22 protein-coding genes are annotated in these 25,665 nt (G+C 64.4%); 15 read left to right on the top strand and 7 right to left on the bottom strand.

The window, feature by feature from the left end:
* Nucleotides 1–541: 541 nt before the first annotated feature.
* Genes QQL87_RS27370 through QQL87_RS27380 form a run of 3 tightly spaced genes read left to right on the top strand, consistent with a single transcriptional unit; the run spans nucleotide 542 to nucleotide 3,575 of the window.
* Complete coding sequence (locus QQL87_RS27370; protein ID WP_284419523.1) at nucleotides 542–1,879, top strand: oxygenase MpaB family protein; 1,338 nt, start codon at nucleotides 542–544, stop codon at nucleotides 1,877–1,879.
* A 14-nt stretch (nucleotides 1,880–1,893) separates the two neighbouring features.
* On the top strand, nucleotides 1,894–2,598 hold the full coding sequence (locus QQL87_RS27375; RefSeq protein ID WP_284419524.1) for a CerR family C-terminal domain-containing protein: 705 nt from the start codon (nucleotides 1,894–1,896) through the stop codon (nucleotides 2,596–2,598).
* Complete coding sequence (locus QQL87_RS27380; protein WP_284419525.1) at nucleotides 2,598–3,575, top strand: NADPH:quinone oxidoreductase family protein; 978 nt, start codon at nucleotides 2,598–2,600, stop codon at nucleotides 3,573–3,575. Before QQL87_RS27375 ends, QQL87_RS27380 begins: the two co-directional genes overlap by 1 nt.
* A gap of 132 nt (nucleotides 3,576–3,707) precedes the next feature.
* Here the strand turns inward: QQL87_RS27380 and QQL87_RS27385 are convergent, their stop codons facing one another.
* Complete coding sequence (locus QQL87_RS27385) at nucleotides 3,708–4,637, bottom strand: LysR family transcriptional regulator (RefSeq protein ID WP_284419527.1); 930 nt, start codon at nucleotides 4,635–4,637, stop codon at nucleotides 3,708–3,710.
* A gap of 95 nt (nucleotides 4,638–4,732) precedes the next feature.
* Here QQL87_RS27385 and QQL87_RS27390 point away from each other — a divergent pair, with 95 nt between their 5' ends.
* Both QQL87_RS27390 and QQL87_RS27395 read left to right on the top strand, forming a co-directional pair.
* Nucleotides 4,733–5,158, top strand: a complete 426-nt coding sequence (locus tag QQL87_RS27390) for a nuclear transport factor 2 family protein (protein ID WP_284419528.1) — start codon at nucleotides 4,733–4,735, stop codon at nucleotides 5,156–5,158.
* Nucleotides 5,159–5,192: 34 nt separating this feature from the next.
* A complete protein-coding gene (locus QQL87_RS27395) occupies nucleotides 5,193–5,615 on the top strand; it encodes a nuclear transport factor 2 family protein (protein WP_284419529.1) in 423 nt (140 codons plus the stop codon).
* A 193-nt stretch (nucleotides 5,616–5,808) separates the two neighbouring features.
* On the opposite strand, the gene QQL87_RS27400 is transcribed toward QQL87_RS27395, so the two are convergent.
* Nucleotides 5,809–6,477: an imm11 family protein gene (locus QQL87_RS27400; protein ID WP_284419530.1), complete on the bottom strand. Its 669-nt coding sequence runs from the start codon at nucleotides 6,475–6,477 to the stop codon at nucleotides 5,809–5,811.
* Nucleotides 6,478–7,776: 1,299 nt separating this feature from the next.
* On the opposite strand from QQL87_RS27400, the gene QQL87_RS27405 reads away from it, so the two are divergent.
* From QQL87_RS27405 to QQL87_RS27435, 7 genes are all read left to right on the top strand, one after another.
* Complete coding sequence (locus tag QQL87_RS27405) at nucleotides 7,777–8,772, top strand: MBL fold metallo-hydrolase (protein ID WP_284419531.1); 996 nt, start codon at nucleotides 7,777–7,779, stop codon at nucleotides 8,770–8,772.
* A gap of 121 nt (nucleotides 8,773–8,893) precedes the next feature.
* Entirely contained in the window at nucleotides 8,894–10,471 is a 1,578-nt protein-coding gene (locus QQL87_RS27410; protein WP_284419532.1) for a pyrroloquinoline quinone-dependent dehydrogenase, read from the top strand.
* A 340-nt stretch (nucleotides 10,472–10,811) separates the two neighbouring features.
* On the top strand, nucleotides 10,812–11,150 hold the full coding sequence (locus QQL87_RS27415) for a c-type cytochrome (RefSeq protein ID WP_284419533.1): 339 nt from the start codon (nucleotides 10,812–10,814) through the stop codon (nucleotides 11,148–11,150).
* A gap of 79 nt (nucleotides 11,151–11,229) precedes the next feature.
* Nucleotides 11,230–11,850 carry a glutathione S-transferase family protein gene (locus tag QQL87_RS27420; RefSeq protein WP_284419535.1) on the top strand — a complete coding sequence of 207 codons (621 nt, stop codon included), beginning with the start codon at nucleotides 11,230–11,232 and terminating at the stop codon, nucleotides 11,848–11,850.
* Nucleotides 11,851–12,019: 169 nt separating this feature from the next.
* Complete coding sequence (locus QQL87_RS27425) at nucleotides 12,020–12,613, top strand: biliverdin-producing heme oxygenase (RefSeq protein WP_284419536.1); 594 nt, start codon at nucleotides 12,020–12,022, stop codon at nucleotides 12,611–12,613.
* Nucleotides 12,610–15,141: an HWE histidine kinase domain-containing protein gene (locus tag QQL87_RS27430; protein ID WP_284419537.1), complete on the top strand. Its 2,532-nt coding sequence runs from the start codon at nucleotides 12,610–12,612 to the stop codon at nucleotides 15,139–15,141. The genes QQL87_RS27425 and QQL87_RS27430 overlap by 4 nt, the downstream gene beginning before the upstream one ends.
* A gap of 294 nt (nucleotides 15,142–15,435) precedes the next feature.
* The gene (locus QQL87_RS27435) at nucleotides 15,436–16,467 is read left to right on the top strand and encodes a hypothetical protein (RefSeq protein WP_284419538.1); all 1,032 of its coding nucleotides are present in this window, start codon (nucleotides 15,436–15,438) and stop codon (nucleotides 16,465–16,467) included.
* 3 nt (nucleotides 16,468–16,470) lie between these two features.
* Here the strand turns inward: QQL87_RS27435 and QQL87_RS27440 are convergent, their stop codons facing one another.
* Nucleotides 16,471–17,604, bottom strand: a complete 1,134-nt coding sequence (locus QQL87_RS27440; RefSeq protein WP_284419539.1) for a site-specific DNA-methyltransferase — start codon at nucleotides 17,602–17,604, stop codon at nucleotides 16,471–16,473.
* Between the two features lie 384 nt (nucleotides 17,605–17,988).
* On the opposite strand from QQL87_RS27440, the gene ypfJ reads away from it, so the two are divergent.
* Nucleotides 17,989–18,909, top strand: a complete 921-nt coding sequence (gene ypfJ, locus QQL87_RS27445; RefSeq protein ID WP_284419540.1) for a KPN_02809 family neutral zinc metallopeptidase — start codon at nucleotides 17,989–17,991, stop codon at nucleotides 18,907–18,909.
* A 12-nt stretch (nucleotides 18,910–18,921) separates the two neighbouring features.
* Nucleotides 18,922–19,482, top strand: a complete 561-nt coding sequence (gene moaB / locus QQL87_RS27450) for a molybdenum cofactor biosynthesis protein B (RefSeq protein WP_284419541.1) — start codon at nucleotides 18,922–18,924, stop codon at nucleotides 19,480–19,482.
* Between the two features lie 29 nt (nucleotides 19,483–19,511).
* Here the strand turns inward: moaB and QQL87_RS27455 are convergent, their stop codons facing one another.
* From QQL87_RS27455 to QQL87_RS27470, 4 genes are all read right to left on the bottom strand, one after another.
* Complete coding sequence (locus QQL87_RS27455) at nucleotides 19,512–19,886, bottom strand: hypothetical protein (protein WP_284419545.1); 375 nt, start codon at nucleotides 19,884–19,886, stop codon at nucleotides 19,512–19,514.
* A 199-nt stretch (nucleotides 19,887–20,085) separates the two neighbouring features.
* A complete protein-coding gene (locus tag QQL87_RS27460) occupies nucleotides 20,086–21,015 on the bottom strand; it encodes a bifunctional helix-turn-helix transcriptional regulator/GNAT family N-acetyltransferase (RefSeq protein ID WP_284419546.1) in 930 nt (309 codons plus the stop codon).
* 65 nt (nucleotides 21,016–21,080) lie between these two features.
* Nucleotides 21,081–21,653 carry a glycosyl transferase gene (locus QQL87_RS27465; protein WP_284419548.1) on the bottom strand — a complete coding sequence of 191 codons (573 nt, stop codon included), beginning with the start codon at nucleotides 21,651–21,653 and terminating at the stop codon, nucleotides 21,081–21,083.
* A 203-nt stretch (nucleotides 21,654–21,856) separates the two neighbouring features.
* Nucleotides 21,857–24,274 carry a phosphoketolase family protein gene (locus tag QQL87_RS27470; RefSeq protein ID WP_284419550.1) on the bottom strand — a complete coding sequence of 806 codons (2,418 nt, stop codon included), beginning with the start codon at nucleotides 24,272–24,274 and terminating at the stop codon, nucleotides 21,857–21,859.
* A gap of 190 nt (nucleotides 24,275–24,464) precedes the next feature.
* Here QQL87_RS27470 and QQL87_RS27475 point away from each other — a divergent pair, with 190 nt between their 5' ends.
* Nucleotides 24,465–25,658 (top strand): PA0069 family radical SAM protein, encoded by a 1,194-nt coding sequence (locus QQL87_RS27475; protein ID WP_284419551.1) that lies wholly within the window; start codon nucleotides 24,465–24,467, stop codon nucleotides 25,656–25,658.
* Nucleotides 25,659–25,665: the final 7 nt, after the last annotated feature.

A 25,665-nucleotide genomic window follows, 5' to 3' on the forward strand; every position in this document is an offset into this window, starting at 1 on the left:
CATGTTGGAATCACAACTGATTCTTCGCCGCAAGTCTATTTTAGCGCCTATGGGCCTTGAGCCGGGACCCATACCCACAGGGAGTGGTTTGAGGCACGCTGGTCATTGGCATTTTGCCCATCACGACGCCCGCGGCGTATGGGTCGCGGATCGGCACCGCGCCGCGCTGGATTATGGTGACAGTGCTGGACTGCACACCTCAAGTGAGACGCGATAATTTCTGTGATTGGTGTTGCCGGCTTGCCAGATTTTCTGGTTCACAACGATCTTAAGAGCGGACGACCTGTGGTGATCGGCGAGCATCAATCTTGCGCCAAAGCCGAGATATATTGTGTGGCCACGTCACAAATCAAGCTCACCACGTATGCGGGCCCTTCGAGAGTTTCTCGAAGATGCTCTTGGCGAAAGCCCCGGCGTTTAGTTGGCGTAGGCGAGTTCTGCCTCAGAACCCAGTCTCATACATCGGTCAATTTCACCTTGACGACGAAATCTATCAGATGATAGACTTTTTATATCGGGCGATAGGTATTGGGAGCTGCCGATGTCATTCCTTGATAGCGTGCCCACGCATCTTCGACAGAAGATCGAGGGCCAAGTTAATCTGGTTCCCGGTATTTATTCTCATGTTGATTTCTCGATTGCGCCTGAGAGGTTTGCCGAAGAGCCCGCGGCTGACACCGCGATGCGTCGCGCCTTCAAGGGCAGACGTGCTGAGCTTTTGCGCAATCGGGAAAGAGTAGAGCTTATCAAAGCCTATACAATGATAGGCGATGCCGTCGCCGACGCTTATGCGGCTCTGATGCCCAAATACGGTTTTAAGGGATTGGTCGGCATGCTGGACAAAGCCTGCGAGGGGGGCATTGGGGCAGTAGCTGACGCGCCGCAGGAATTGAATGAGCTTATTCGGGACATGGAACGCGTGCCTGACTGGCTCAACATGAAGCTAGTCCGCGAGGGGGCTCGCCTTGAGCGCAATTCTTACGCGCATCTGGCGCCTCTCGTTATCAGAGGTGGTCTCCTTGCCACGTTCATGAACAAGTACTCTGCTTTGCCCATGGCGCTGACGGGAACGTTCTCTAATTCAACGGCCGCGAAACGGGTGTTGGAGACGGCGACGTTTTTTACGACAACGGTTCAACCTGGAGCCCTCGAGCGCAACGGCGAGGGATTCAAGGCAGCCGCCAAGGTCAGGCTTATGCATTCAATGGTCCGCTTTAATATCATGCGCCATGGAACGCACTGGGATGCGAAGGTGTTTGGAGTTCCCATTCCGCAGGTGGATCAGATGCCCGCGGGCCTGGTGTCCTGTTTTCTAATGTCGATTCAGGTGCTGAAGAAGGGCCGCACGTCATTCAACGAGACGGAAAGTGCTCGTGTAGAGCTTGCGCGCTACCGGTGCTTCCTTCTTGGCTTACCCGAAGAACTGCTGGCAAATAACCCGCGTGATATCATCGATTTGATGCTGACCCGCCACGCGACCCTGCGCAAGGGATTCGACGACGCCACCTGCGGAGCGCTCATTCGCGCAACGCTAAATGCCAAGCTTTCATCTGACGATGGTGTTTGGGGCCGCATCCGCCAGCGAATGGAGCAAGGTTTTTCGAAGCTGTTCTTCGTCAGGAATTTCGCGGACAGTGACTTCGAGTTCGCCGCCCGGCTTGGTATCAAAATCAGCGTAAGCGACCGACTGTGGGGGGCTACGGCTGCGCTGCTTGCGTTCGTCCAAATGAGCGCATATGCGATCGCCGCCAAGTTGCCAGGGCTTCGCCAAGCGGTAGACGCTGCGCTGGTCAGGAAGGTTGATAGACTTCTGAGATCCTACGGAAAGGCGGAATTTACTACGGATGCCGCCGCCTATCGGCCGGCCCACACGACCTAAGGACAGCGTTTCTGATGCTTAAAGATAAAGTTAGCGGAACGACGCGCAATCGGCATTCGCAGCGCTATTCTAAAGGCGCTGATACGCGGCGCCAACTGCTGGAGGTCGCAATTATCGCCTTTGGAGAATCTGGATATGCCTCGGTAACTACACGGCAGATCGCGGATACGGCCGGCGTCGCGCTCCCCGCGATACAGTATTATTTCGGGAGCAAGGAAGGCCTTTATCTCGCCTGCGCCGAAGAAATCGTGGGGCGTTATAAGACCACAACATCTGAGACTGCTCAGTTCGCATATACGCTGCTCAAGCGCTCGGTTGCACCTTCCGAAGCGCGCGATCTACTGAAACGCATCTTTTCGGGACTGACGACGCTTCTGGTCACGTCCGAAAACTCCCAGTTATGGGCGACGTTCGTGGCTAGGGAAATCAGAGAGCCTGGTCCTGCCTTCGAGATTCTTTTTAACAATCTTTGGAAGCCCGGAACGCAGCTCGTTGCAGAACTCGTCGCTAGGGCTAAGGGCCAGCAGCAGGCGGACGAAGAAGCAACGATTGACGCATTACTTTTGATTGCAGCTCTTGTACCGTTTCAGACGGGTCGCCCAATTGCAACGAGGACTTTGAAGTGGCGCCAGATTGGCGATGCGCAGCGGGAGAAGATCTTAGCAGCAATCAATCGCCAGATCGACCGGATCGCAGCCAGCAAGGCGAGCGCCGCCTGATGCCGAAGATCGTCATGTGCCGCGAGCTCGGCTCGCCCGAGTCCTTGCGGCTGGAAGAAATTCCGTCGGTGCCGTTGAAGGCCGGGGAAGTGCGCGTCGCCATCCGCGCCGCCGGCATCAATTTTCCTGATGTGCTGATGGTGGCCGGCGAGTACCAGCTGAAGCCGCCGCTGCCGTTCACGCCGGGCGTCGAAGCTGCGGGTGATGTCGTGGAAGCGGACGCTGCCGCAAGGGGCGTCGTGGTCGGCGACAAGGTTATCGTCAAGATGCGTCATGGCGCCTATTGCAGCGAGGCGGTGGTGACGCCGGCGCAACTGACGCCGATGCCCTCGACGTTCGACTATGCGGAAGCCGCGACCTTTCTCGCTGGCCACGGCACCGCCTATCATGCGCTGGTTGATCGCGGCCAGGTCAAGCCTGGCGAAGTGCTGCTGGTGCATGGTGGAGGCGGCGGGGTCGGGCTTGCCGCCGTCGAGATGGGCAAGATGCTGGGCGCGACGGTCATCGCGACTGCGTCGAGCGACGAGAAACTCGCGATCGCGAAATCGCGCGGCGCCGATCATCTCATCCGTTACGACCGCGAGCCGTTCCGCGACGCCGTCAAGCGCATCACCGACGGCCACGGTGCGGATGTGGTGTTCGATCCCGTCGGCGGCGAGGTGTTCGAGAACTCGATGCGCTGCATCAACTGGGGCGCGCGGCTGCTGGTGATCGGCTTTACCGGCGGCATCGGCCAGGCGAAGACCAATCTCCTGCTGATCAAGGGCGCCAGCGTGCTCGGCGTGCGCGCGGGCGAGACGGTGCGCAGGGATCCCGCGCTCGGTGCAAGGCGGCTGAAGGATCTGCTGGCATGGGCGGAGGCGGGGAAGCTGCGGCCCAACGTGTCGCACCGTCTGCCGCTGGAGGAGTACGCCAAGGCGATGCGGCTGTTGATCGAGCGCAAGGCGATCGGGCGCGTGGCGCTCGTGATGAATTGATGCGAGAATCGTAGGGTGGGCAAGGGGTGCGCCAGGAAGCTGGTGCGATCGGCTGGTGGAAGTCCAGCCCAGGTAAGGTGCAGCACACCGCCTGGAAACGAGTGTTGCACTTCAAGCTGGAATCCGCCGGGCTCATCTCGCCTTCGCACGTCCTGGCGCGCCGCCGAGTTCGCGGCCGGTTTCCAGCATCAAGGTGCGTAGCCAGATCGAGCCCGGTTCGACCTGCGCCCTGGTCGGATAGAACATGTATTGTTCGTCGATGCCGGGATCGAGCGGCGGCGCGACGGTCGACAGCGACAGGGGCTGCGCCAGCGCCGCGATCAGGCGGCGCGGCACGAAGGCGACGAGATCGGTGCGGGCAGTGACATGCAGCGCCTCGATGTAGCTCGGCACGACCAGCGCGATCCGCCGCTCCCAGCCCTTGCTGCGCAGCCAGCCGTCGATCAGGTCCTCAGCTTGGCCGCGCAAGACCACCGCGACATGCCGGGCGGCCAGGAAGCCGTCCTGCCGGCTCAGTCGCCGGCCGATCGGGTGACCGCGCCGCACCGCCAGCGCATCGCTGTCGGTGTAGAGCAGCTGGCGATGGAAGCCCTTGAAGGCGTTGCCGATCGAGATCACCATGTCGATGGTGCGGGCGAACTCGGCGTGGAAGATCGCGGGTCCCCGCCACGGCACGACGTCGATGCGGAGGTTGGGCGCGGCACGCGTCACCTTGGCCATCAAGGAAGGCATCAGCAGCTCGACTGCGAGATCAGGCATCATCAGGCGAAACTGGCGATCGCTGCGCTCAGCGTCGAACGCGTCGGGCGTGAACAGGCCGCGCACCTGGTCCAGCGCCTGGGCGAGCGGGGCCTGCAGCGCAAGGGCGCGCGGGGTCAGCTCCATCCGCGCGCCGGTACGCACCAGCAGCGGATCGCCGAGCAGGTCGCGCAGCCGCTGCAGCGCGTGGCTTGTGGCCGGCTGGGACAGCCCGATCCGCAGCGCGGCCCGGCTGACGCTGCTCTCGCGGAGCAGCGCGTCGAGCGCCACCAGCAGATTGAGGTCGAGCGCGGCCAAATTCATGAGATGAATTGATATCATATCCGATATCGATTGGAAGAATGCGCCGCCGACGGTCATGCTTTGTCCATCGCAGAAGAGATCGGGAGACGGATGTCATGACCGCAAGCGCCAACAAGCAATTGATGCAGGAGCTGCTCGCCAAGGCCGTTGTCGGCGACCGCGCGGCCTATGTCGCGGCCACCGCCGACGACGTCACAATGGTGATCACGGGACACTATTCGTGGTCGCAGACGATCAGGGGCAAGGAGGCGTTGCTGCGCGATCTCCACGGCCGTCTCGCCAGCCTGCTGGCGGAGGGACGCCGCGCCATTCCGCTGCGCTTCATCGCGGAGGACGACCTCGTCGTGGTCGAGGCCAAGGGCGAGATGCGGACCAGGTCCGGCCAGCCCTACAACAACGACTACTGCCTGATCTATCGGCTGCGCGAGGGCCGCATCGTCGAGATCCGCGAATATTGCGATTCGGTGCTGACGGAAGCGGTGCTGGGACCTTATCCGGCTGCGCTCAGGCAGGCGGGTTGACGCGACGATGACCGAAGTCAAGGAGGATTTGCCGATGAGCGCCTTAGAAGCCAAGGGGCATGACAACAAGCGGATCGTGCAGCATATGTTCGACGAGTTGGCGAAGAGCAATCCGCAGCCGCTGCTCGATCATCTCGCGGATGATTTCCGCTTCGTCATCATGGGCAGCGGATCCTGGTCGCGCAGCTATGACGGCAAGGCGACGGTTCTCGCCGAGTTGTTCGCGCCGCTGCGGGCGCGGCTCGGCCGCATCACCACCATCCCGATCCGGCTGACGGCCGAGGACGACCGCGTCGTGGTCGAGGCGCGTGGCCGCAACACCACGAGCGACGGCAAGGACTACAGCAACAACTATTGCAACGTCCTTCGTCTCAGGGACGGTTGCATCATCGAATGGATCGAATATTGCGACACGCTGCTGATCGAGACCGCACTCGGTCCGCCGCCGACGTCATGAGACGGTCGGGCCTGCGACGTCCGGGGAGACTCGGGTGGTCCGTAGGGTGGGCAAAGGCGCGCCACGCTGCTCATGAGTTCAGCGAGAGATGTCTCCCGCGCCGTGCCCACCATCGCGACAACGCGTCCGCAGTGAGACGGTGGCGCGCCGCCGTCTGCGGCGGCCGCTTTGCCCACTCTACGACGACTCATGATCAAACCGCCTTGATCTGGTGGTGCTTGGGAATGCGCAAGCCGTGCCTGGCAATCTCCGCCTGCAAGTCGTCGGAGAAGAGAACGTTGGGGCGGCTCAGCCGGCGTTCGCGCCAGAGATGGGCGCCGGCGGCAGCACTGTTGGAAACCGTCAGATTGCTGCAGTCCTTTTTTGTTGGACCCTTCGCATAGTAGAGATCGAAGACCTCTCCCTCCGCCCCCGTTGCCTGACGGACATCGCTGTGCTCCGGCAGAAAGCTATCGAGGAATCGACCGATGATCATGCCATGATGCTGCCCGGGGAAGTCCTGGCCTTTCGGCAGGGTGATGCGCAGTGGCCAGAACTGGTGCACGCCCGGTTCCAGCGCCTCGATGATCTCCTTCAACGTCGCATCGACGGCGAGCAGACGATTGGTCAAGACAATGAGCGAGCCGAGCGACTTGCGCGCTTCACTCATCCTGAACTCCGATGGGCGCTCATGCGGCGCGATCGGTCCCAGGTCTTCGGTGAACTTGCGGGACAATTCGCACCTGTAGACGATATGCGAGTTGCGGAATGCCTGCCTTTCCTCGGCCGCCATGGTCTCCCAGAAATATCGCTGGGTTCCTTCCTCCCAGCCGACATAGTCGCCGTTCGGGAAGAAGTCGCCGAAACTGTTTGGCTCGATCAATCCCCACACTATCCTAACGTCCTCTTGCGTCTCGACGCTCCACCCCGTCGACCGCCGCATCGCCATCTCCTTCAGCGACCCGGCTGTCTTACAATCGTCGATCTCAATCGAATACAGCCAACGAATTGACTTAGAGTGAAACTTCTTCGCTGTGCTCGTCCAGGTCGAATTCGTTAGCCTTCGTTCTTGCATCATGCCGTTTCCGTTTTTTAGAAATTTTGTTGACTCTCCCCCCAAATCAGGTGTCTTATCCGCTCCGTTCCGTCCCAACAGGAGGGCGTACGCGTCGTCACGACACGCGGGGCGGGATGCGGTGGCTGCGACGGCGTCGTCTGGACGAGCGGCGTCGACCGGTCTTGTGCAGGGCTGCGGCGGCTTGCCGTCGTGGTTCGGGTGCGGGGTCTTTCGCGGGCGTTGAAATCGTGTGGTCCTGGCATCCCGACGCTGATGCCAAGCTGGTGGTGATGATGATCCGCCGGTGACGGGGGCAAGACAGCCGGTCCCCGGGGAGATCACGTATAAGACGGAAGCCCATCGCGCAGGGAATGCCGGATGTCCGGCTGGACCTGTGGTGACTGCCGCCTGCTTTTCTTTCTGCAGGCGGGCCATGGGTTGCGGCCAGCACCCGGCATTCCCTGCGCCCTCTTCTTCGTGAGGGTTCTTCTCGGCATCACCTCGGGCGCGCCGCGCCGCGAGAGCGGTGAGGTCATGTCTGACGTCATCTCGCGATCGATCGTTGGGGCGCGTGTCCGCATCCGCGCGGGTCAGGCGCGCAGCATGAACCATCAGGCTCTTGCAAATGGAACCCGCGCCGCCGGCTGCGCGATCGAATTTGCAGACGGTCACGGGCAATGCACGCAGCTTCGCGCCTGCAGCGCTGAATCCTTTCGCTCGGGTTGTCTTTTACGTTGCGACTGCCTTGCGGATGTAGATAATCTAAGATTGTGTCTGATGGTCGCGCTCTTGGAGCGCGCAGATCTATTCCGAACTGCTGACCCTCACCCTGAGGAGCCCGCCGCAGGCGGGCGTCTCGAAGGGCGAGGCCTGGGTCTTGGCCTCATGGTTCGAGACGGCGCTGTGCGCCTCCTCACCATGAGGATCAGGCGCCGAGCGCGGCGCCGCACACCGGACGACGAACACGCCGAGGGGCGTGTTCGTGGAGAGGGTTGAATGGGCGCTGAACATCGTCATGAGCAGGGGGCTCATCGAGAGGGGAAGGCTCGGCAACTCGGCGAACTAACGACAACATTCTCAATAGCTCGGACCAACGCGAGCGTAGATCGATTTGGGGAGGCGTAGATGACGAAGTTTGAGGGATTTTCACGTCGTTCGATGCTCGGCCTTGGTGCCGCCGCAGGACTCTACGGACTGTCCGGCATGTCGAGCCCGGTGCTCGCCAAGGGCCCGTTCCTGAACACGCAGGCGCCGACCTTCTTCCGCTTCAAGCTCGGCTCGGCCGAGGCCACCATCATCTCCGACGGCGTGCTGCCGCTCGGTGATCCCCATGCGGCGTTCCTCGGCATCTCCCCCGGCGACCTCGATTCGATGCTGACGAACAACTTCCTGCCGGTCGGCGCGGCGACGCTCGAGCAGAACATTCTCGTGCTCAACACCGGCGACAAGATCATCATCTTCGACAACGGCATGGGCGTCTCGAAACTGTTCGGCGACACCACCGGCAAGATGCTGCTGACCTTGAAGCAGGCCGGCATCGATGCCAAGGACGTCGATGCTCTGGTGATGACGCATGCGCATATCGATCATTGCGGCGGCGTCATCGGCCCGGATGGCAAGCCGAGCTTCCCCAATGCCGAGCTGTTCATCTCCGAGGCCGATTTCACCTTCTGGACCGACGAGGCCAAGGTCGGCCCCAATTACAAGGCCTTCTACGAGCAGGCGGTGCGCAATCTCCTCCCCGTGAAGGACCGCATCACCTTCTTCAAGGACGGCCAGGAGTTTTTGCCGGGCGTGCAGGCGATGTTCACGCCTGGCCATACGGTCGGGCATACGATCTTCCTGATCCAGTCCGGCAAGGATCAGCTCGCCTATATCGGCGACATCTCGCATCATCCGGTGCTGCTGATCGAGAAGCCGCTGATCGAGTTCGCCTACGACACCGATCCGAAGCAGGCCGCCAAGACCCGCGTCCGCGTGCTCGACATGCTCGCGACCAACCGGACGCGCATCCTCGGCTATCACTTCCCATGGCCGGGCATCGGCCACATCGGCAAGCTCGGCGACGGTTTCCGCTACTACCCGACAGCGGTGCACACGATGGATGTCGCGCCGATCTGAGTTGTCTCACCCGTATCTGAAACCAGGTGGCTCGCGACCAGGCCGCGCGCTCGCGCATTTCGGGCGCTCGCGTCAGCCATGGGCTGTCGGAGCGAGCACCGCTGCAAAGCAGGAGGGGATCATGCGCGTCGCGGAGAAGTCTCGTCACAGCGGCCGATCGGTCCGCACCGCAGCTCTCGCCGGGCTCGGCCTGCTGATGCAGGCGACGCTGGCGCAGGCCGGGTCAGGCGTCGATTGGCCGGCCTACAACAACGACCATCTCGGCCAGCGCTATCAGCGGCTCAAGCAGATCACCACCAAGAACGTGGCGGACCTCAAGGAGGTCTGCCGGGTGCAGCTGCAGGAGGGCGGCTCGTTCCAGACCGGGCCGGTGGTGATCGACGGCGTCATCTATCTGACGACGGCGCGGCTGACGTTCGCGCTCGATGCCGCCACCTGCAAGGAGAAATGGCGGCATACTTACGAGTCCGCGCGCGAGGATGTCTGGCCGGTCAATCGCGGCGTCGCCGTCATCAATGGCCGCATCATCCGCGGCACACCGGACGGCCATCTGCTCGCGCTGGACGCGCAGACCGGCGCGCTGATTTGGCAGAACATGGTCGGCGATTCCCTGCGCGGCGAGTTCCTGTCGGGCGCGCCGGTCGGCTGGAACGGCCTCGTCTTCACCGCAACCGCCGGCTCCGACTGGGGCGTGCGTGGCCGCGTGATGGCGTTCGACGTGCTGACCGGGCGCGAGGTCTGGCGCTTCGAGACGATTCCGACCGGCGATCAGCCGGGCGCCGAGACCTGGCAGAACAAGAAGTCGGCGCTGACCGGCGGTGGCGGCTCGTGGTCGACGCTGTCGCTCGACATCGCCACCGGTGAGCTGTTCGTGCCCGTCGGCAATCCGGCGCCGGACATGTTCCCGGAATATCGGCCGGGCGACAATCTCTACACCGACTCGCTCGTGGTGCTCGATGCGCGGACCGGCGCGCTGAAATGGTATCATCAGGTCAAGGCCAATGACGGCATCGACCACGATCTCGGCGCTGCGCCGACGTTGTTCCGCTCGCCGGATATCCAGGACATCGTCGTGTTCGGCGGCAAGGACGGCTTCGTTACCGCAATTGATCGCGCGACGCGCAAGCCGATCTACCGCGTGCCGGTGACGACGATCGACAATGTCACCGCGCGGCCGACCGAGGCCGGCGTGCATGTCTGTCCGGGCCTGCTCGGCGGCGTCGAATGGAACGGCGGCAGCTACGACCCGGTCAACGGCTCCCTGTATTTCGGCGCGGTCGACTGGTGCGGCACCTTCAAGAAGGGCGACGCCAAATACGTCGCCGGCGAGTTCTTCTTCGGCGGCGAGCCGACGCTCGATCCTCCGGATCAGGCCGCCGGCTGGGTGACCAGCCTGAACGCGGTCAGCGGCGAGGTGAAGTGGAAATACAAGACGGCCAAGCCGGTCGTCAGCGGCATCACGGCGACATCGGGCGGCGTGGTATTCGGCGGCGACACCGCGGGCAATTTCTTCGCCCTCGACAGCCAGACCGGCAAGCCGCTCTACACGCTGGCGACGCAAGGCATGATCGCCGGCGGCGTCGTCACCTACCAGGCCGGCGGCCAGCAATATGTCGCGCTGACCTCGGGCAACGTCTCGCGCTTCACCTTCGGCGAGCTCGGCAATCCCACGCTGATCATTCTGGGGTTGCCGAATTGAGCGAGCACGTTGGAGCAAGGGCTTTGACCTCTCCGATGTCGTTCCGGGGCGCGCGGAGCGCGAGCCCGGAACCCATACTCCCAGGACGCGGTGTGAGGCAGGCGCGTGGGCTGGCATCTCGGCCTCCCACATCGTTTCGTGGTTATGGATTCCGGGCTCATTCGCGCTGCTTCAAAATGGCCTCGCCATTTTGCGCGCGAATGCCCCGGAATGACGAAACGACCTGGACGTCTCGGTCTCTCAATGGGCCATCGCGTCAACATCGCAGTGAGGCAGCGTGAGCCGTCGATCTCGAATGCTGGTCACCATCGTCTGTTTGATCGTGTCCGGGTTCGCCGTCATGGCCGCTCGCGAACCCGCGTCCGCAGGTCCAGCCTCCGACCTCGGCGAAGCCCAGTTCAAGAAGTTCTGCGCGATGTGCCATTCGCTCGAGCCCGGCCGCAACAAGCTCGGGCCGTCGCTGTTCGGCGTGCTCGACCGCAAGGCCGGCACGGTGGCCGGGTTCAACTACTCCTCCGCCAACAGGGCCTCGGGCCTGGTCTGGACGCGCGAGACGCTCGATGCCTATCTGGCCGATCCGCAGAAGATGGTGCCGGGCACGCTGATGGCCTTTCCCGGCGTCAAGAACGCAGGCGACCGCGAGGCGCTGGTCGAATTCCTGGCGGGCCAGCATGAGTGACGAGGCCGGTGTGCGCGCGCAGGGGTGGACGGCCAGAAGCGGCGTCGCTACGGTCCGGCGTCATTCGTCAGGGGGGACCATGTTGAAATTCTACACCGCGCCAGGGACCTGCGCCCTCGCCACGCACATCACGCTCGCCGAGGCCGGCGCCGCCTATGTTGCCGAGAAGCTCAGCTTCAAGACCAACCAGCAGAACAGCCCCGACTATCTCGCGATCAATCCAAAAGGTCGCGTGCCGGCGCTGGTGACGGAGCAGGGCGTCCTGACCGAGACGCCGGCGATGCTCGCCTATCTCGCGCAGCGCTTTCCCGACGCGCGGCTCGCGCCGCTCGACGATGCCTTCGCCTTTGCCGAGGTGCAGTCGTTTACCAGCTACCTGTGCTCGACCGTCCACATCGCCCACGCCCACAAGATGCGCGGCTATCGCTGGGCCACCGAGGAGTCGTCCTTCGCCGACATGAAGCGCAAGATCCCGGAGACGATGGGCGCCTGCTTCGCGCTGATCGAGCAGAAGATGCTGCGCGGCCCCTGGGTGATGGGCGAGCAGTACACGATCTGCGATCCCTATCTGTTCACCATCGCGCAATGGCTCGACGGCGACGGCGTCGACATCAACGCCTTCCCCAAGGTGGCCGACCACTTCAGGCGCATGTCCGAGCGGCCGGCCGTGCTGAAGGCGCTCGCCGAGCTGGCGGCCTGACGGAGGACGCCGTACGGCGCCCAGTAAGGGAGCGGCCGGAACCAGGCTCACTGCGAGAGCCGCGGCATCATGTCGGAAAAAGGAGCTGAAGCGGGAACTCACGGCGTCGAGCAACGTTGCATGAAGCCGTGGCGTGCCTGCGTCCGACCTCTCTTTTCCGAGCCTCTTGATGCCGCTGGCTGCCATGTCCGACGACCAACTTTTCGCTGGTAGCACCAACGGCCTGCGTGACAGATTGAAGGCCGCGACCGCTGCGGCCCACCATGCGCTGGATGAGCGCCTCAGCCAGTTCGATCTCACCACGACCCCGCATTATCGCCGCTTCCTTCAAGCCAGCGCGGCCGCCGTGTTGCCGCTCGAGCAGGTGCTCGAGCAGGCCGGCGTCGGCGAGATGCTCTGCGACTGGGCCGGGCGTCGTCGTGCCGAGGCGATCACGACCGACCTTGCCGACCTCAACGGCAGCGTCGTTCCGATCGAGCTGCCGACGCCGCCTCTCGACCGTCCATTCGTATTCGGCACGCTCTATGTCCTGGAAGGATCGCGGCTCGGAGCGGTCTATCTGTTGCGGGTCGTGACCGCTTCGGCTGATCCCCGCGCGCGACGCGCGACGCGCTATCTCCGTCATGGTGCAGGCCAGGGGCTGTGGCGCAGTTTCCTGGAACGGCTCGCACGAGAGCCGCTGACGCCGGACGATGAAGTCAGGATGATTGCGAGTGCACGCGCGGCGTTCGCGGTATTTGCGAAGGCGGTGGAATCAGCATGAACGAGCCGGTCAATCTCACCAATTGCGATCGGGAGCCGATTCACGTTCCGGGCCACGTCCAGCCGTTCGGCTTCCTGCTCGCGCTGGTGTCGGACTTCACGATCTGCATGGCCTCGGAGAACGCGCCGGACTACCTCGGCGGCGATCTCGGCGCGCTGCTGCAGCGGCCGCTCGCCGCGGTGTTTTCGGCGGCAGGGATCGCCGCGATCCGCGCGCGCGTCGACTATCTGAGCGGCCCCGACGCGGTCGAGCGCGTGTTCGGCGTCGATCTGCAGGGCCAGGGCCGGCTGTTCGATCTCGCCATCCACTTTTCCGGGGCCTATCTCGTCGTCGAGGCTGAGCCGAGCCTGATCGAGCCGGGCGTCAATTCGGGCGAACTGGTCCGCCTGATGCTCGGCCGCATCCGCAAGACGGCCGGCATCATCGATCTTGCGCAGGAGGCCGCGCGCCAGCTCAAGCTGCTGACCGGCTTCGACCGCGTGATGGTCTACCGCTTCCATCCGGACGGATCGGGCGAGGTCATCGCCGAAACCGCGGGGATGGGCCTCGAGCCGTTCCTCGGGCTGCATTATCCGGCCTCGGACATACCGCGCCAGGCGCGCCAGCTCTATCAGCGCAACTGGCTGCGCATCATCGCCGATATCAACGCCGCGCCGTCGCCGCTGCTCTCGATGCCGGCGTACAATGCCGGTCTGCTCGACCTGTCGATGAGCGTGTTGCGCGCAGTCTCGCCGATTCACATCGAGTATCTTCGCAACATGGGCGTCGGCGCGTCGATGTCGGTCTCGATCCTGCGCGACGGCAAGCTGTGGGGGCTGTTCGCCTGCCACCATTATTCACCGCGCCATTTGTCGTTCGAGACGCGCACCGCCGCCGAGCTGTTCGGCCAGATGTATTCCTGGCTGCTCGAGGCGCGCGAGCGCGAGACCGACGTGAGCTATGAGACGCGGGCGCATCAGATCCAGGAACGCCTGATCGAGCGTGCTGCTGCGCAGGCGCACAGCAAGCGCGCCATCCTCGGTTTCGTCGCCGACTATCGCCAGATGATCGAATGCGACGGGATCGCCGTGTGGTCGGACGACGAGATCACGCTGGACGGCGAGACGCCGACCGAGGAGGAGGTGCACGATCTCATCGGCTTCATCAACCGCACCACGCCGGGGCGCATCTGCGCCAGCGCCGAGATCGCCAAGATCTATGCGGCCGGTGAATCGTTTCGCGACCGCGCCGCGGGCTTCCTGGTGATCCCGATTTCGCGCACGCCGCGCGACTGCCTGATCTTCTTCCGGCGCGAGGTGCTGCGCTCGGTCAATTGGGCCGGTGATCCCAACAAGACCTACGCCGAAGGTCCGCTCGGCGCGCGGCTGACGCCACGCAAGAGTTTCGAGCTGTGGCAGCAGACGGTGGCCGGCCAATCGAAGCCGTGGAGTGCGGCTGACCTGCGCATTGCGGAGAGTCTGCGCGTTACGCTACTCGAGGTCATCCTGCAATTGTCGGAGCTCGCCGCGCGCGAGCGCCGCGGCGCGCAGGAACGGCAGGAGCTGATGATCGCGGAGCTCAATCATCGCGTCCGCAACATCCTGAGCCTCGTGCGCGGCCTGGTCGCGCAGAGCAAGGACACGGCGACCTCGGTTGAGGAGTTCGCGTCCGTGCTCGGCGGGCGGATCCAGGCGCTGGCGCGGGCGCACGACCAGATCACCAACCTCAATTGGGCGCCGGTCGCGCTGCGTCATCTGCTCGAGTCGGAGGCGGGGGCCTATCTCGGCGCGCGGGCGGGGCGGGTGCGCATGGAGGGGCCCGACGTCGCGCTCGATCCCAAGGCGTTCGCGACGCTCGCGCTCGTCGTACATGAGATGATGACGAACTCGGCGAAATACGGCGCGCTCGCCGACTCCACGGGTCAGGTTGAGGTGGTGTGGCGCCTCGATCCCGGTGCAAGCCTCGTGATCGACTGGAAGGAAAGCGGCGGGCCGCCGGTGCAGCCGCCATCGCGGCGCGGCTTCGGCACCACGATCATCGAGCGCTCGGTGCCGTTCGATCTCAAGGGCGACGCAGAGATCCGCTTCGACCTGCTCGGCGTGCAGGCACGCTTCGTCATCCCCGCCAATTTCGTCCAGGTCGTACCAGCCATCGCAGGCGCTCCATCGCGTCAACAGGTGAAGCAGGAGCAGACCCAGCGCCTCGCCGGCACCGCGCTGATCGTCGAGGACAATCTGATCATCGCGATGGGCGCGGAAGTGATCCTGCTCGAGCTCGGCGCGCGACACATCGACACGGCCGCGTCGGTCAACCAGGCGCTCAAGGCGATCGAGCGCGCTGTGCCGAGCTTCGCGCTGCTCGACATCAACCTCGGCGCGGAGAGCAGCCTTGCTGTAGGACACAGGTTGAAGGAGCTCGGTGTCCCCTTCATTTTCGCCACCGGCTACGGCGAGCGCGCGCCGATTCCGACCGAATTATCGGACGCGCCGGTGATTCAAAAGCCCTACACGCGCGAGCTGGTCGAGAAAGCGCTGTCGAAGCTGAAATGATTCGGCGCAGATGCGCATCGCCTTGTTGGTCGCGATGATTGGCATGAAAAATTTCAGTCGCCGTATTTTTCACATCCACGTGTTGTCGCGAACGAGACGCTCCGCGATGAAGCCGCTACTTCGGTGAAAATTCCACGTGTTGCTGCGGCAAAACAGCCCGAAAAAATTAGAACGCATCCAAAGGACACCGCTGTTCTAACATTGTTTCGACAAATGGAACCCTCGCAGCCTTATTCCGAACGAAGTCATCGCCGAAACGGCGCATCGGGGGCGCGTTGAATCGTCGGAGGTCTGATGACGAATCGAACGACGAGTTTGTTGCCGTGTGTTGCTGTCGCCGTGCTGGCGGGAGCGGCGACGGTGGCAATCGAGTTTAAACCGGCATCGGCTGCTGACGAATGCCTGACGAAGCCTGCGGGGACGCCGGCGGGGAAGCACTGGTTCTATCGCGTCGATCGGACGACGAAGAAGCAGTGCTGGTATCTTCGCGACGATGATCGCGGGTCACAGGGCGCGTCCCTCGTGACACGAAAGCTCGCGTCGCATCGGGATCGCGAGACGCTGTCGTCGTCTGCGGCCGATGCGCGTGCGGAGATCCAATCCGCACCGACACCCGGCGACGAGTTGAAGGCCGCGCCGTCGCTCCCGAGCGCGGCCGCCCGGCCGACGATGATGTTCCCGCCGGTCGCTGCGTTTCCGTCCGCGCCGGTGGCTGCCCCGTCCGTGACGGCAGCTCCTGCGCCGGCGAGCACTGCACCCGCTGCTGATACGGCCGAGGCCGCCGCGAGCGATTCTGCTGTCGCGACGCGCTGGCCCGATTCGTCGGGCACGCTTCAGGCGCAGCCGGCGCCGGCACCGCGTCCGTCATCCTTGACACTCGCTGCGGCATCCAGCGATGCTGCGCCGGCCGAAGCCGCGGCGCCCGCCGCGACGTCAGAGATGGTGGCGGATACGGCTTCGGTGACGTCCGTCGGTGGCACGAGCGACGACGCGGCACGGACGCGGCTCTTCGCCTTTCTTGGCGCGGTCGCTGTGGCTGGCTTCTCGACCAGCGTTCTGCTGGCACGGGCGCGGGCCAAGCGGCAATTGCGGATCGAGCCTGTGACTGCCGCACGTCGCGTGGCGCGCTGGCCTGCCGAACCTGAGCTCGACAGCATGCATCTGCCATCGGTCGACAGTTTTCGCCCGGCCGCGGCGATGCGCCGCGAACCGCAGCGCGCGACGCAGGTGTCGGTGGTGCCGCGCGACGACGTTCGCTACGACGAGGAGTACGAGGTCGAGGACCTTCTGGCACGCTATTCTGGACAGGGACGGCGCAGGTCGTGAGCGTCAGGCGGCGCTCATCTCGGAGCGGATCTCCGCGCGCAACTCGTCGATCAGCCTGAGGCCGCCCTTGGTCTCGACATGCCAGAACGTCCAGCCATTGCACGCCGGCAGCCCTTGGGCGACGGCGCCGATGCGATGGATCGAGCCGACCTTGTCGCCGAGCATGATGGCCCCATCGGCGCGCACCAGCGCGCCGTAGCGCCGCTTGGAATCGACGAGCTTGGCGCCGGGCGCGATCATGCCGCGCTCGATCAACTCGGAAAACGCCACCCGCGGCGCCTCGCGCGCCGTCATGAACGGCGCGAGCGTGGCTTCCGGCAGCGGTTCGACCGCGGCGATGCGACGCTCGGCCGCATCGGCATAAACCTTGTCGCGCTCGAAGCCGATGTAGCGGCGGCCGAGGCGTTTTGCCACGGCGCCCGTCGTGCCGGTGCCGTTGAACGGGTCGATCACCAGATCGCCCGGCTTTGATGACGACAGCAGCACCCGCGCCAGCAGGCCTTCCGGCTTCTGCGTCGGATGGACCTTCTTGCCGTCGCCGTCCTTGAGCCGCTCCTCGCCGGTGCACAGCGGGATCAGCCAGTCGGAGCGCGCCTGGACGTCCTCGTTTGAGGCTTTCAGCGCTTCATAGTTGAAGGTGTAGCCCTTCGCCTTTTCATCCCGCGCGGCCCAGATCATGGTCTCGTGCGCGTTGGTGAAGCGGCGGCCGCGGAAATTCGGCATCGGGTTCGACTTGCGCCATACGATGTCGTTGAGGATCCAGAAGCCGAGATCCTGCATGATCGCGCCGACGCGGAAGATGTTGTGATAGGAGCCGATCACCCAGATCGTCGCGCTCGGCTTCATCGCCCGGCGCGCGGCGAGCAGCCAGGCGCGCGTGAAGTCGTCATAGGCGGCGAATGATGAGAACTTGTCCCAATCGTCGTCGACCGCATCGACCTGCGATTCGTCGGGACGCTTGAGCTCACCCTTGAGCTGCAGATTGTAGGGCGGATCTGCAAACACCAGGTCGACGGATGCGCCTGGCAGTTTCGACATCTCGGCGACGCAGTCGCCGACGATGATTCGTTGCTCTTCAAGAGCCTGAAATTTAGTGCGGGGCGCCCTTGCAGACGCCCCGCGACGCGACTCAACCATGACTCAAGAACTCTGACTCAGGCGACGCTGTCGGCGACGCGGGACCTAACAACCGACTGCCCACACTTTGACCCGGCAAAGTAAAAATGGACTTAATCGGGAAAATTTTTCGCATCGATGTGCGCATGTTCATCACGCGCACCGGCGATCACGCGCCGCGCGTCGATGCGCGGCGCTGTCTGCGCAACGTGGCGATTGTGATGGGGTTTTCGCGCTGGCGCGCGCGAGCGCGGGTTGCGAGGGAGCGGCGTGCGTGGCGGTTTTTCTGCTCGCGCTAGGCAAAATTTGCCGGCCGGGCTATTGTTTAACACTGTGGAAATTTTACCTGTTTGCCGCGTTGGGCATTTCGCGCAGAGCCGCGCAAGATCATGAGGAAAGGCCGCCATGCGTTACGATGATTTCCGTCGCAGCGACGACATCGACGACCGTCGCGACGAAGGCGGCGGGATGGGCGGTGGTATGGGCCTGCCGATCGGCGGCGGTGGGCTCGGCATCGGCACCATCATCGTGCTCGGCCTGATCGGCTATGCCTTCGGCATCGACCCGCGCATCCTGATCGGCGGCGCCGAGATGATCACCCACGGCGGCGCGCCGACGCAGCAGGCCGACCGCCGTTCACCCGGCAAGACCGGTGCGCCCAAGGACGAGATGGGCGACATGATCTCCGGCGTGCTCGGCGAGATCGACGACCGCTGGACCGAGATCTTCCAGGCCAGCGGCCAGAGCTATACCGGCCCGAAGATCGTGCTGTTCCGCAACAGCACCAATGGCGGCCGCTGCGGCATGGCGCAGTCGGCGATGGGGCCGTTCTACTGTCCGCCGGACCGGCAGATCTTCCTCGACACCAGCTTCTTCCGCGAGGTCGAAACCCGCTTCCGCGGCTGCTCGGGCAGCGCCTGCAAGTTCACCGCGGCCTACATCATCGCGCACGAGGCCGGCCACCACGTTCAGAACCTGCTCGGCATCCTGCCGCGCGTGACGCGGATGCAGCAGCAGGTCGGCAGCAAGGCCGAAGCCAACGCGCTGCAGGTCAAGGTCGAGCTGCAGGCCGACTGCCTGTCCGGCGTCTGGGTCAATCGCGAGGCCAAGAAGCGTCCGGGCTTCCTGGAGGAGGGCGACATCGACTCCGCGCTGACCACGGCGTCGGCGATCGGCGATGACACCCTGCAGCGGCAGGCGACGGGACGCGTGGTGCCGGATTCGTTCACTCACGGCTCGGCCGCCCAGCGCAAGCGCTGGTTCATGGTCGGCTATCAGCAGGGCAGCGTGCAGGCGTGCAACACGTTCGGCGCCAATACGCTGTAAGGAGATGCGATCATGGCGATCGACGAGAGCAAGAGCTTCGTTCCCCTCAACATCGCCGTGCTGACGGTGTCCGATACGCGCGTGCTCGCCGACGACAAGTCCGGCAATACCCTGAGCGACCGCCTGACGTCAGCCGGTCACAGACTGGCGGCGCGCGACATCGTCACCGACGACGTCGAGAAGATTCGCGCCGTGGTGAGGTCGTGGATCGCCGATCCCGGCGTTGACGTCGTGATCACGACCGGCGGCACCGGCTTCACCGGCCGCGACGTCACCCCGGAGGCGATCGAGCCGCTGTTCGAGAAGCGCATGGACGGCTTCTCGATCGCCTTCCACATGCTGAGCCACGCCAAGATCGGGACGTCGACGATTCAGAGTCGGGCGACGGCCGGCGTTGCCGGCGCGACCTACATCTTCTGCCTGCCGGGATCACCCGGTGCCTGCCGCGACGCCTGGGACGGCATCCTCTCGGCCCAGCTCGACTACCGCACGCGACCCTGCAACTTCGTCGAGATCATGCCGCGGCTGGACGAGCATCTGCGCCGGCCCAAGGCCCAGGGCGCGACGGCGTAGTGCGACGTGACGCGCGCCTCAGCCGCGCGTCACTTCGTCGGAACGATCTCGAATGCCCCGCCGCCCTCGATCGCCGCGCCGATCAGGCCACCGACCATGCTGGCCGCGAAATTCTGTCCGCGGGGGCCGACGACCATCCGATAGGTCTTTCCAGGCACGGCGGTGAAACGAATGCTCGAGGAGCCCGGCGACGACCAGGTCGACACGGTGATGGCGACCGGGCCGGGCGCGATCGGGCCGTTATAGCTCTCGCCGCGGCCGAGGCTTGCGACCTTGGTGCCGTTGATCTCGATGGCGGCCGGTGCGGCCAGATACAGGAAATCGGTCGTCCTGGTGATCGCGACCGTCGCGCGGCCCTTTGGCGCGGCGTGAGCCGCCGGAGCGGTCGCTCCCTGAAATCCCAATGCGCCGGCAAGGGCAAGACACGCGGCAAGCTTCGATCGACACGCCAAACTGATCACTGATGACACCCGTTCTGTTTCGGCGGGATACTACCGATGCTCGGGAACTCCGCAATCGGCCCGTTTTGCGTGTTGCAGGGGCTGAGTGAATCTACTGTCGGTTGTTGTTGCGTGCGGCCGAAGCGGCTCGTGCGCTTGCGGGCTACAGATCCAGCCGCCACGTCTCGCCCGTGAGCTGAACGCCGAAAGAGGCGTGCGGCTGCTCCGCGATCTTGCGAAACCCGGCGCGCGCGTAGATGTCACGCGCCGCGGTCAGGATGCTCTGCGTCCACAGCTCGACCGTCTTGTAGTTCTTCTCCCGCGCGAAGCGGATGCATTGTTCGGTCAATGCCCGGCCAACGCCCATGCCGCGGGCCTTCTTCTCGACCAGCAGCAGACGGAGCTTGCCGACATCGTCGCTGCCCTTGACCAGGAAGATCGAGCCGACGGGCTCGCCACCGAGCTCGGCGATCCAGCAATGCTCGCGGGCCGCATCGTAGTTTCGGATGAACTGCGCGCCGATCTCCGCGACCAGCGCCTCGAACGAGATGTCCCAGCCATACTCCTCGGCATAGACGGCGCCGTGCCGTGATATGATCCAGCCGATGTCGCCGGGGCGATGGCTGCGCAGCAGGACCGGAGAACGCTCGGATGGCTTTGGCTCTAGTGCCGTCTCGATGGCGTTCATCGCGCCAACCAGCCGCTCGCGGACTGGTGCTGCGAGCGGGGCGAGCATCGCCGCGATTTCCTTCTGCGAGCTGCGATCGAGCCTGGCATAGGCCTGCCGGCCTTTCGCGGTGAGGCTGAGCTGCTGCTGCCTGCGATCCGACGGCAACGGCGTGCGGCTGATCAGGCCCTTCTCGTCGAAGTTCTGCACGATGCGGCTGAGATAGCCGGCATCGATGCCGAGAAGGCCGCCGATCTCCTTGGCCGAGACCGCGTCACGGTGCGCGAGCTCATACAGCACCCGCGCCTCGGCCAGTGAAAACGGGCTGTCGAGCAAATGCTGGTCGAGTGCGCCGAGCTTTCGGGTGTAGAAGCGGTTGAAGGCGCGGACAGCGGCGACGTCGCTGTCGGACGGCGATGGGGTCATGGGGCGGTCTCCGATGCTTGCCATTGTCAATCAATTGGTTGATTTTGGCAAGTATATCGAGCGCCCTACACCATGACGATCCGGCTGCGCAGGACGATCCGGGAGGAGCGGCCGAGCTGGCGCAACAGCCGCGTTTCGGCCCGCTTGGCGTCCGGCCGGTAGCCGCCGACCTGCCGGTAATGATCCCGGGCGATCAAGAGACCCTGGTCGCCCAGCGGTCCGACCACCGCGCGCGCGACCGAGCGAAGGCGGTCGCGCAGGCTCACGGCGGCATAAGGCGACCGGGCATACCGGAACACGCCGGCGCGTGGCCGGCCTCCCGCGCCGACGCTCTGGACGAACTGCATGGTCTCGTCGATCCAGCCGGGATCGAGCACGGCGCCCGCGGGCAGGAACATCAGCCAGGGCGCGCGGGCCTGGGCGGCGCCTGCCGCCAGCGCTGCGGCGTGCGAGCCTTCGAATTTCATGAAGTTGCAGCCGGCGACGTCGGCCACGCGTTCGATGACGCTGGAATCGGGAGAGCGATCGACCAGCAACACCTCGCTGACGACGCCCGCTGCAGCGCCCGGCACCAGCGCGGACAGGGTGGCCACGGCGGTCGGCTCGACACCTTCGGTCGGGATGATCACGCTCAGCATGAACCTGGCATCTTCGTTTGCAGCGCCTCCAGTTCCATTGTTATCACTTTGATATAGCCAAATCAGCCCGCTGCGCTGCGGAATTTTGCAGCAGGCTGCCCGGCTTGCCGCGTTCGGGCAGCGCCCGAACGGCAGGTTTTGATGGCAGGCCCTAATGGCAGGTCTTGCGGGACCTCGTTTGCGACAGGCTCGTCCCGGCAGGCTCAACCGCTCGCCTGGGCCGGCGTCGTCCCGCTCGCAAGCTTCGGCCAGACCCAGTCGCGGATCTCCGGCATGTCCTCGCCATGCGCTCGGATGTAGCGGGCATGCTCGATCAGCGCGTCGCGGAATGTCTGCTTCACATGAGCCGCCGACACGCTGAGGCCGGGCACGCGCTCGATCGCCTCGATGGCCAGGTGGAAACGATCGAGCTCGTTGAGGACGACCATGTCGAACGGCGTCGTCGTGGTGCCTTCCTCGATGAAGCCGCGCACATGCATGCCGGCATGGTTGGTGCGGCTGTAGGTGAGACGATGGATGAGATGCGGATAGCCATGATAGGCGAAGATCACCGGCTTGTCGGTCGTAAACAAGCTGTCGAAATCGCGATCGCTCAGACCGTGCGGATGCTCGGTCTCGGGCTGCAGCGTCATGAGATCGACGACGTTGACGACGCGGATCTTCAGATCAGGCAGCGCCTTGCGCAGCAGATCGACCGCGGCCAGCGTCTCCAGCGTCGGCACGTCGCCGGCGCAGGCCATCACGACATCGGGCTCGGCGCCGGCAGGGCCGGTGCCGGCCCATGACCAGATGCCGATGCCGGCATCACAATGCGTCGCTGCGTCCTTCATCGACAGCCATTGCGGTGAAGGCTGCTTGCCCGCGACGATGACGTTGACGCGGTCGTAGGTGCGGAGACAGTGGTCGGCGATCCACAGCAGCGTGTTGGCGTCCGGCGGGAAATAGATGCGAACGACGTCCGCCTTCTTGTTGGCGACGAAGTCGACGAAGCCGGGATCCTGATGGCTGAAGCCGTTATGGTCCTGCCGCCAGACATGCGAGGTCAAGAGATAGTTCAGCGACGCGATCGGGCGCCGCCACGGCAGCTCGCGCGACACCTTCAGCCATTTGGCATGCTGGTTGAACATCGAATCCACGATGTGGATGAAGGCCTCGTAGCAGGAGAAGAAGCCGTGCCGTCCGGTGAGCAGATAGCCTTCGAGCCAGCCCTGGCAGAGATGCTCGCTCAGCACCTCCATGACGCGGCCGTCCTGGGCGAGGTGGACGTCGTAGGGCTCGATGCCTTCCATCCAGACGCGCTCGGTGACGTCGAACACGGCGTCGAGCCGGTTCGAGGCGGTCTCGTCAGGACCCATGATGCGGAAGTTTCTCGACGTCGCATTGAGCGTGATCACCTCGCGCAAGAACTTGCCGAGCTCGCGCGTGGCTTCGGCGGTAGTCTGGCCGGGTGAGCTCACCTCGACCGCAAAGGCGCGATAGTCGGGCAGCTTCAGCTCGCGCTTCAGGAGGCCGCCATTGGCATGCGGGTTGGCGCCCATGCGCCGCTGCCCTTGCGGAGCCAGCGCCTGCAACTCCGGCACCAGCCGGCCCTGCGCGTCGAACAGCTGGTCCGGCTCGTAGCTTTTCATCCAGGCCTCGAGCAGTGCGAGATGCTCGGGCTTGCCGCGCGGATTTGAGATCGGCACCTGATGGGCGCGCCAGAAGCCTTCCACCTTGAGGCCATCGACCTCCTTCGGTCCCGTCCAGCCCTTCGGGCTGCGCAGCACGATCATCGGCCATCTTGGTCGTTGGAACGCCGCATCCGGCTGACGCGCGTTCTGCTGGATCGAGCGGATGCTGGCAAGCGCGACGTCGAGTGCGTCCGCCATCTGCCGGTGCATCGCCGTCGGTTCGGTGCCTTCGACGAACAGCGGCTGATAGCCATAGCCTTCGAACAGGCTCTTGATCTCAACATCGCTCATGCGGCCGAGCACGGTGGGATTGGCGATCTTGTAGCCGTTGAGATGCAGGATCGGCAGCACCGCGCCGTCATGCGCCGGGTTCAGGAACTTGTTCGAATGCCAGGAGGCGGCGAGCGGGCCGGTCTCGGCCTCGCCGTCGCCGACGACGCAGGCGACGATCAGATCGGGATTGTCGAACGCTGCGCCATAGGCATGGACCAGCGCGTAGCCGAGCTCGCCGCCTTCGTGGATCGAGCCCGGCGTTTCCGGCGCCGCGTGGCTCGGAATGCCGCCGGGGAAGGAGAACTGCCGGAACAGCTTGCGCAGGCCGTCGGCGTCGCGCGTGATGTCCGGATAGATCTCGCTGTAGCTGCCTTCGAGATAGGTGTTGGCGACCATGCCCGGCCCGCCATGGCCGGGGCCGCAGATGTAGATGACGTTGAGATCCTGCGTCCGGATGGCGCGGTTGAGATGGGCGTAGATGAAGTTCAGCCCGGGCGTGGTGCCCCAATGGCCGAGCAGGCGCGGCTTGATGTGCTCCGGCTTCAGCGGCTCGCGCAGCAGCGGGTTGTCCAGCAGGTAGATTTGCCCGACCGAGAGGTAATTTGCTGCGCGCCAATAGCGGTCAAGCAGGTCGAGATCGTCGGCCGAATTGATCTGGTGGGGAGAACTGATCTGCATGGGACCTCGCTTGGCTTTCCGCTTCGCACCGGCGGGACGGAGCATAGAGTAACACCGCACCGTCCCGTTCCAGCGCTGCTGCAGCATAGATCAGGAATGTGATGGCCGGCCTTGCGCCACCGCAGAGATCGCGTGCGCTTTTGTTCTATTTTGTTCTTGTATTGTTCTTTGTGCGTGCTATGTCTTGCCCATGAGCCGAGCATCTTCACATGCCCTCAAGCGCCCGCCGGTCAAGGTGCCCTCCGAGCCGGCGGGCGCGCCTTCTGCGGGTCTTGAAAAAAGCGGTCCCGAGAAGGACTTTCCCGAACTCGCCGTCGCCATCGAACGGGGCCGGCGCCGCGGACGCGGTGCCCAATCCAACGCGAGCGGCCGCTACGAGGCCGAGGCGCGCGTCGTCTTCGACGACGGTTGGCAGAGCCTCGAGGAGCTGCCGCCGTTCAAGACGACGGTCGCGACCGACACCTCGCGCAAGGTCATCACCCGCAACGACTCGCCCGACATCGGCTTCGATCGCTCGATCAATCCGTATCGGGGCTGCGAGCATGGCTGCGTCTACTGCTTCGCGCGGCCGACCCACGCCTTTCTCGGCCTGTCGCCGGGCCTCGACTTCGAATCCAAGCTGTTCGTGAAGCCGGACGCACCGGCCTTGCTCGAAAAGGAGCTCGCAGCCAGTGGCTACGAGCCGAAGATGATCGCGATCGGCACCAACACCGATCCCTATCAGCCGATCGAGCGTGAGCGGAAGATCATGCGCGGCATCCTCGAGGTGCTGGAAAAGGTTGGTCATCCCGTCGGAATCGTCACCAAGTCGGCGCTGGTGATGCGTGATGCCGACATTCTGGCGCGGATGGCCAAGAAGAACCTGGCGAAGGTCGCGATATCAGTGACCACGCTGGACCCGAAGCTGGCCCGCACCATGGAGCCGCGGGCCTCGACGCCGGCGAAGCGCCTGGAGGCGCTGCAGGCGCTGTCGAAGGCCGGCATTCCGACCACGGTGATGGTGGCGCCGGTGATCCCGGCGCTCAATGACAGCGAGATCGAGCGCATCTTGGATGCGGCCGCCCATGCCGGCGTCAAGGAAGCTGCTTACGTTCTGCTGCGGCTGCCGCTGGAGGTGCGCGACCTGTTCCGCGAATGGCTGCTGGAGCATTATCCCGACCGCTACCGCCACGTCTTCACCCTGATCCGCGACATGCGCGGCGGCCGCGACTACGACTCGCAATGGGGCACGCGGATGAAGGGCACCGGGCCGATGGCCTGGATGATCGGCCGCCGCTTCGAGATCGCCTGCGAGAAGCTCGGGCTGAACAAGCGCCGCACCAAGCTGACGACGGATCATTTCGTCCGGCCGAAGGGCGGCGGCCAGCAGCTCAGCCTGTTCTGAGACCCGT

Origin of the sequence: Bradyrhizobium sp. SSBR45G (genome assembly GCF_030159255.1) — a bacterium.
Lineage (GTDB): Bacteria > Pseudomonadota > Alphaproteobacteria > Rhizobiales > Xanthobacteraceae > Bradyrhizobium.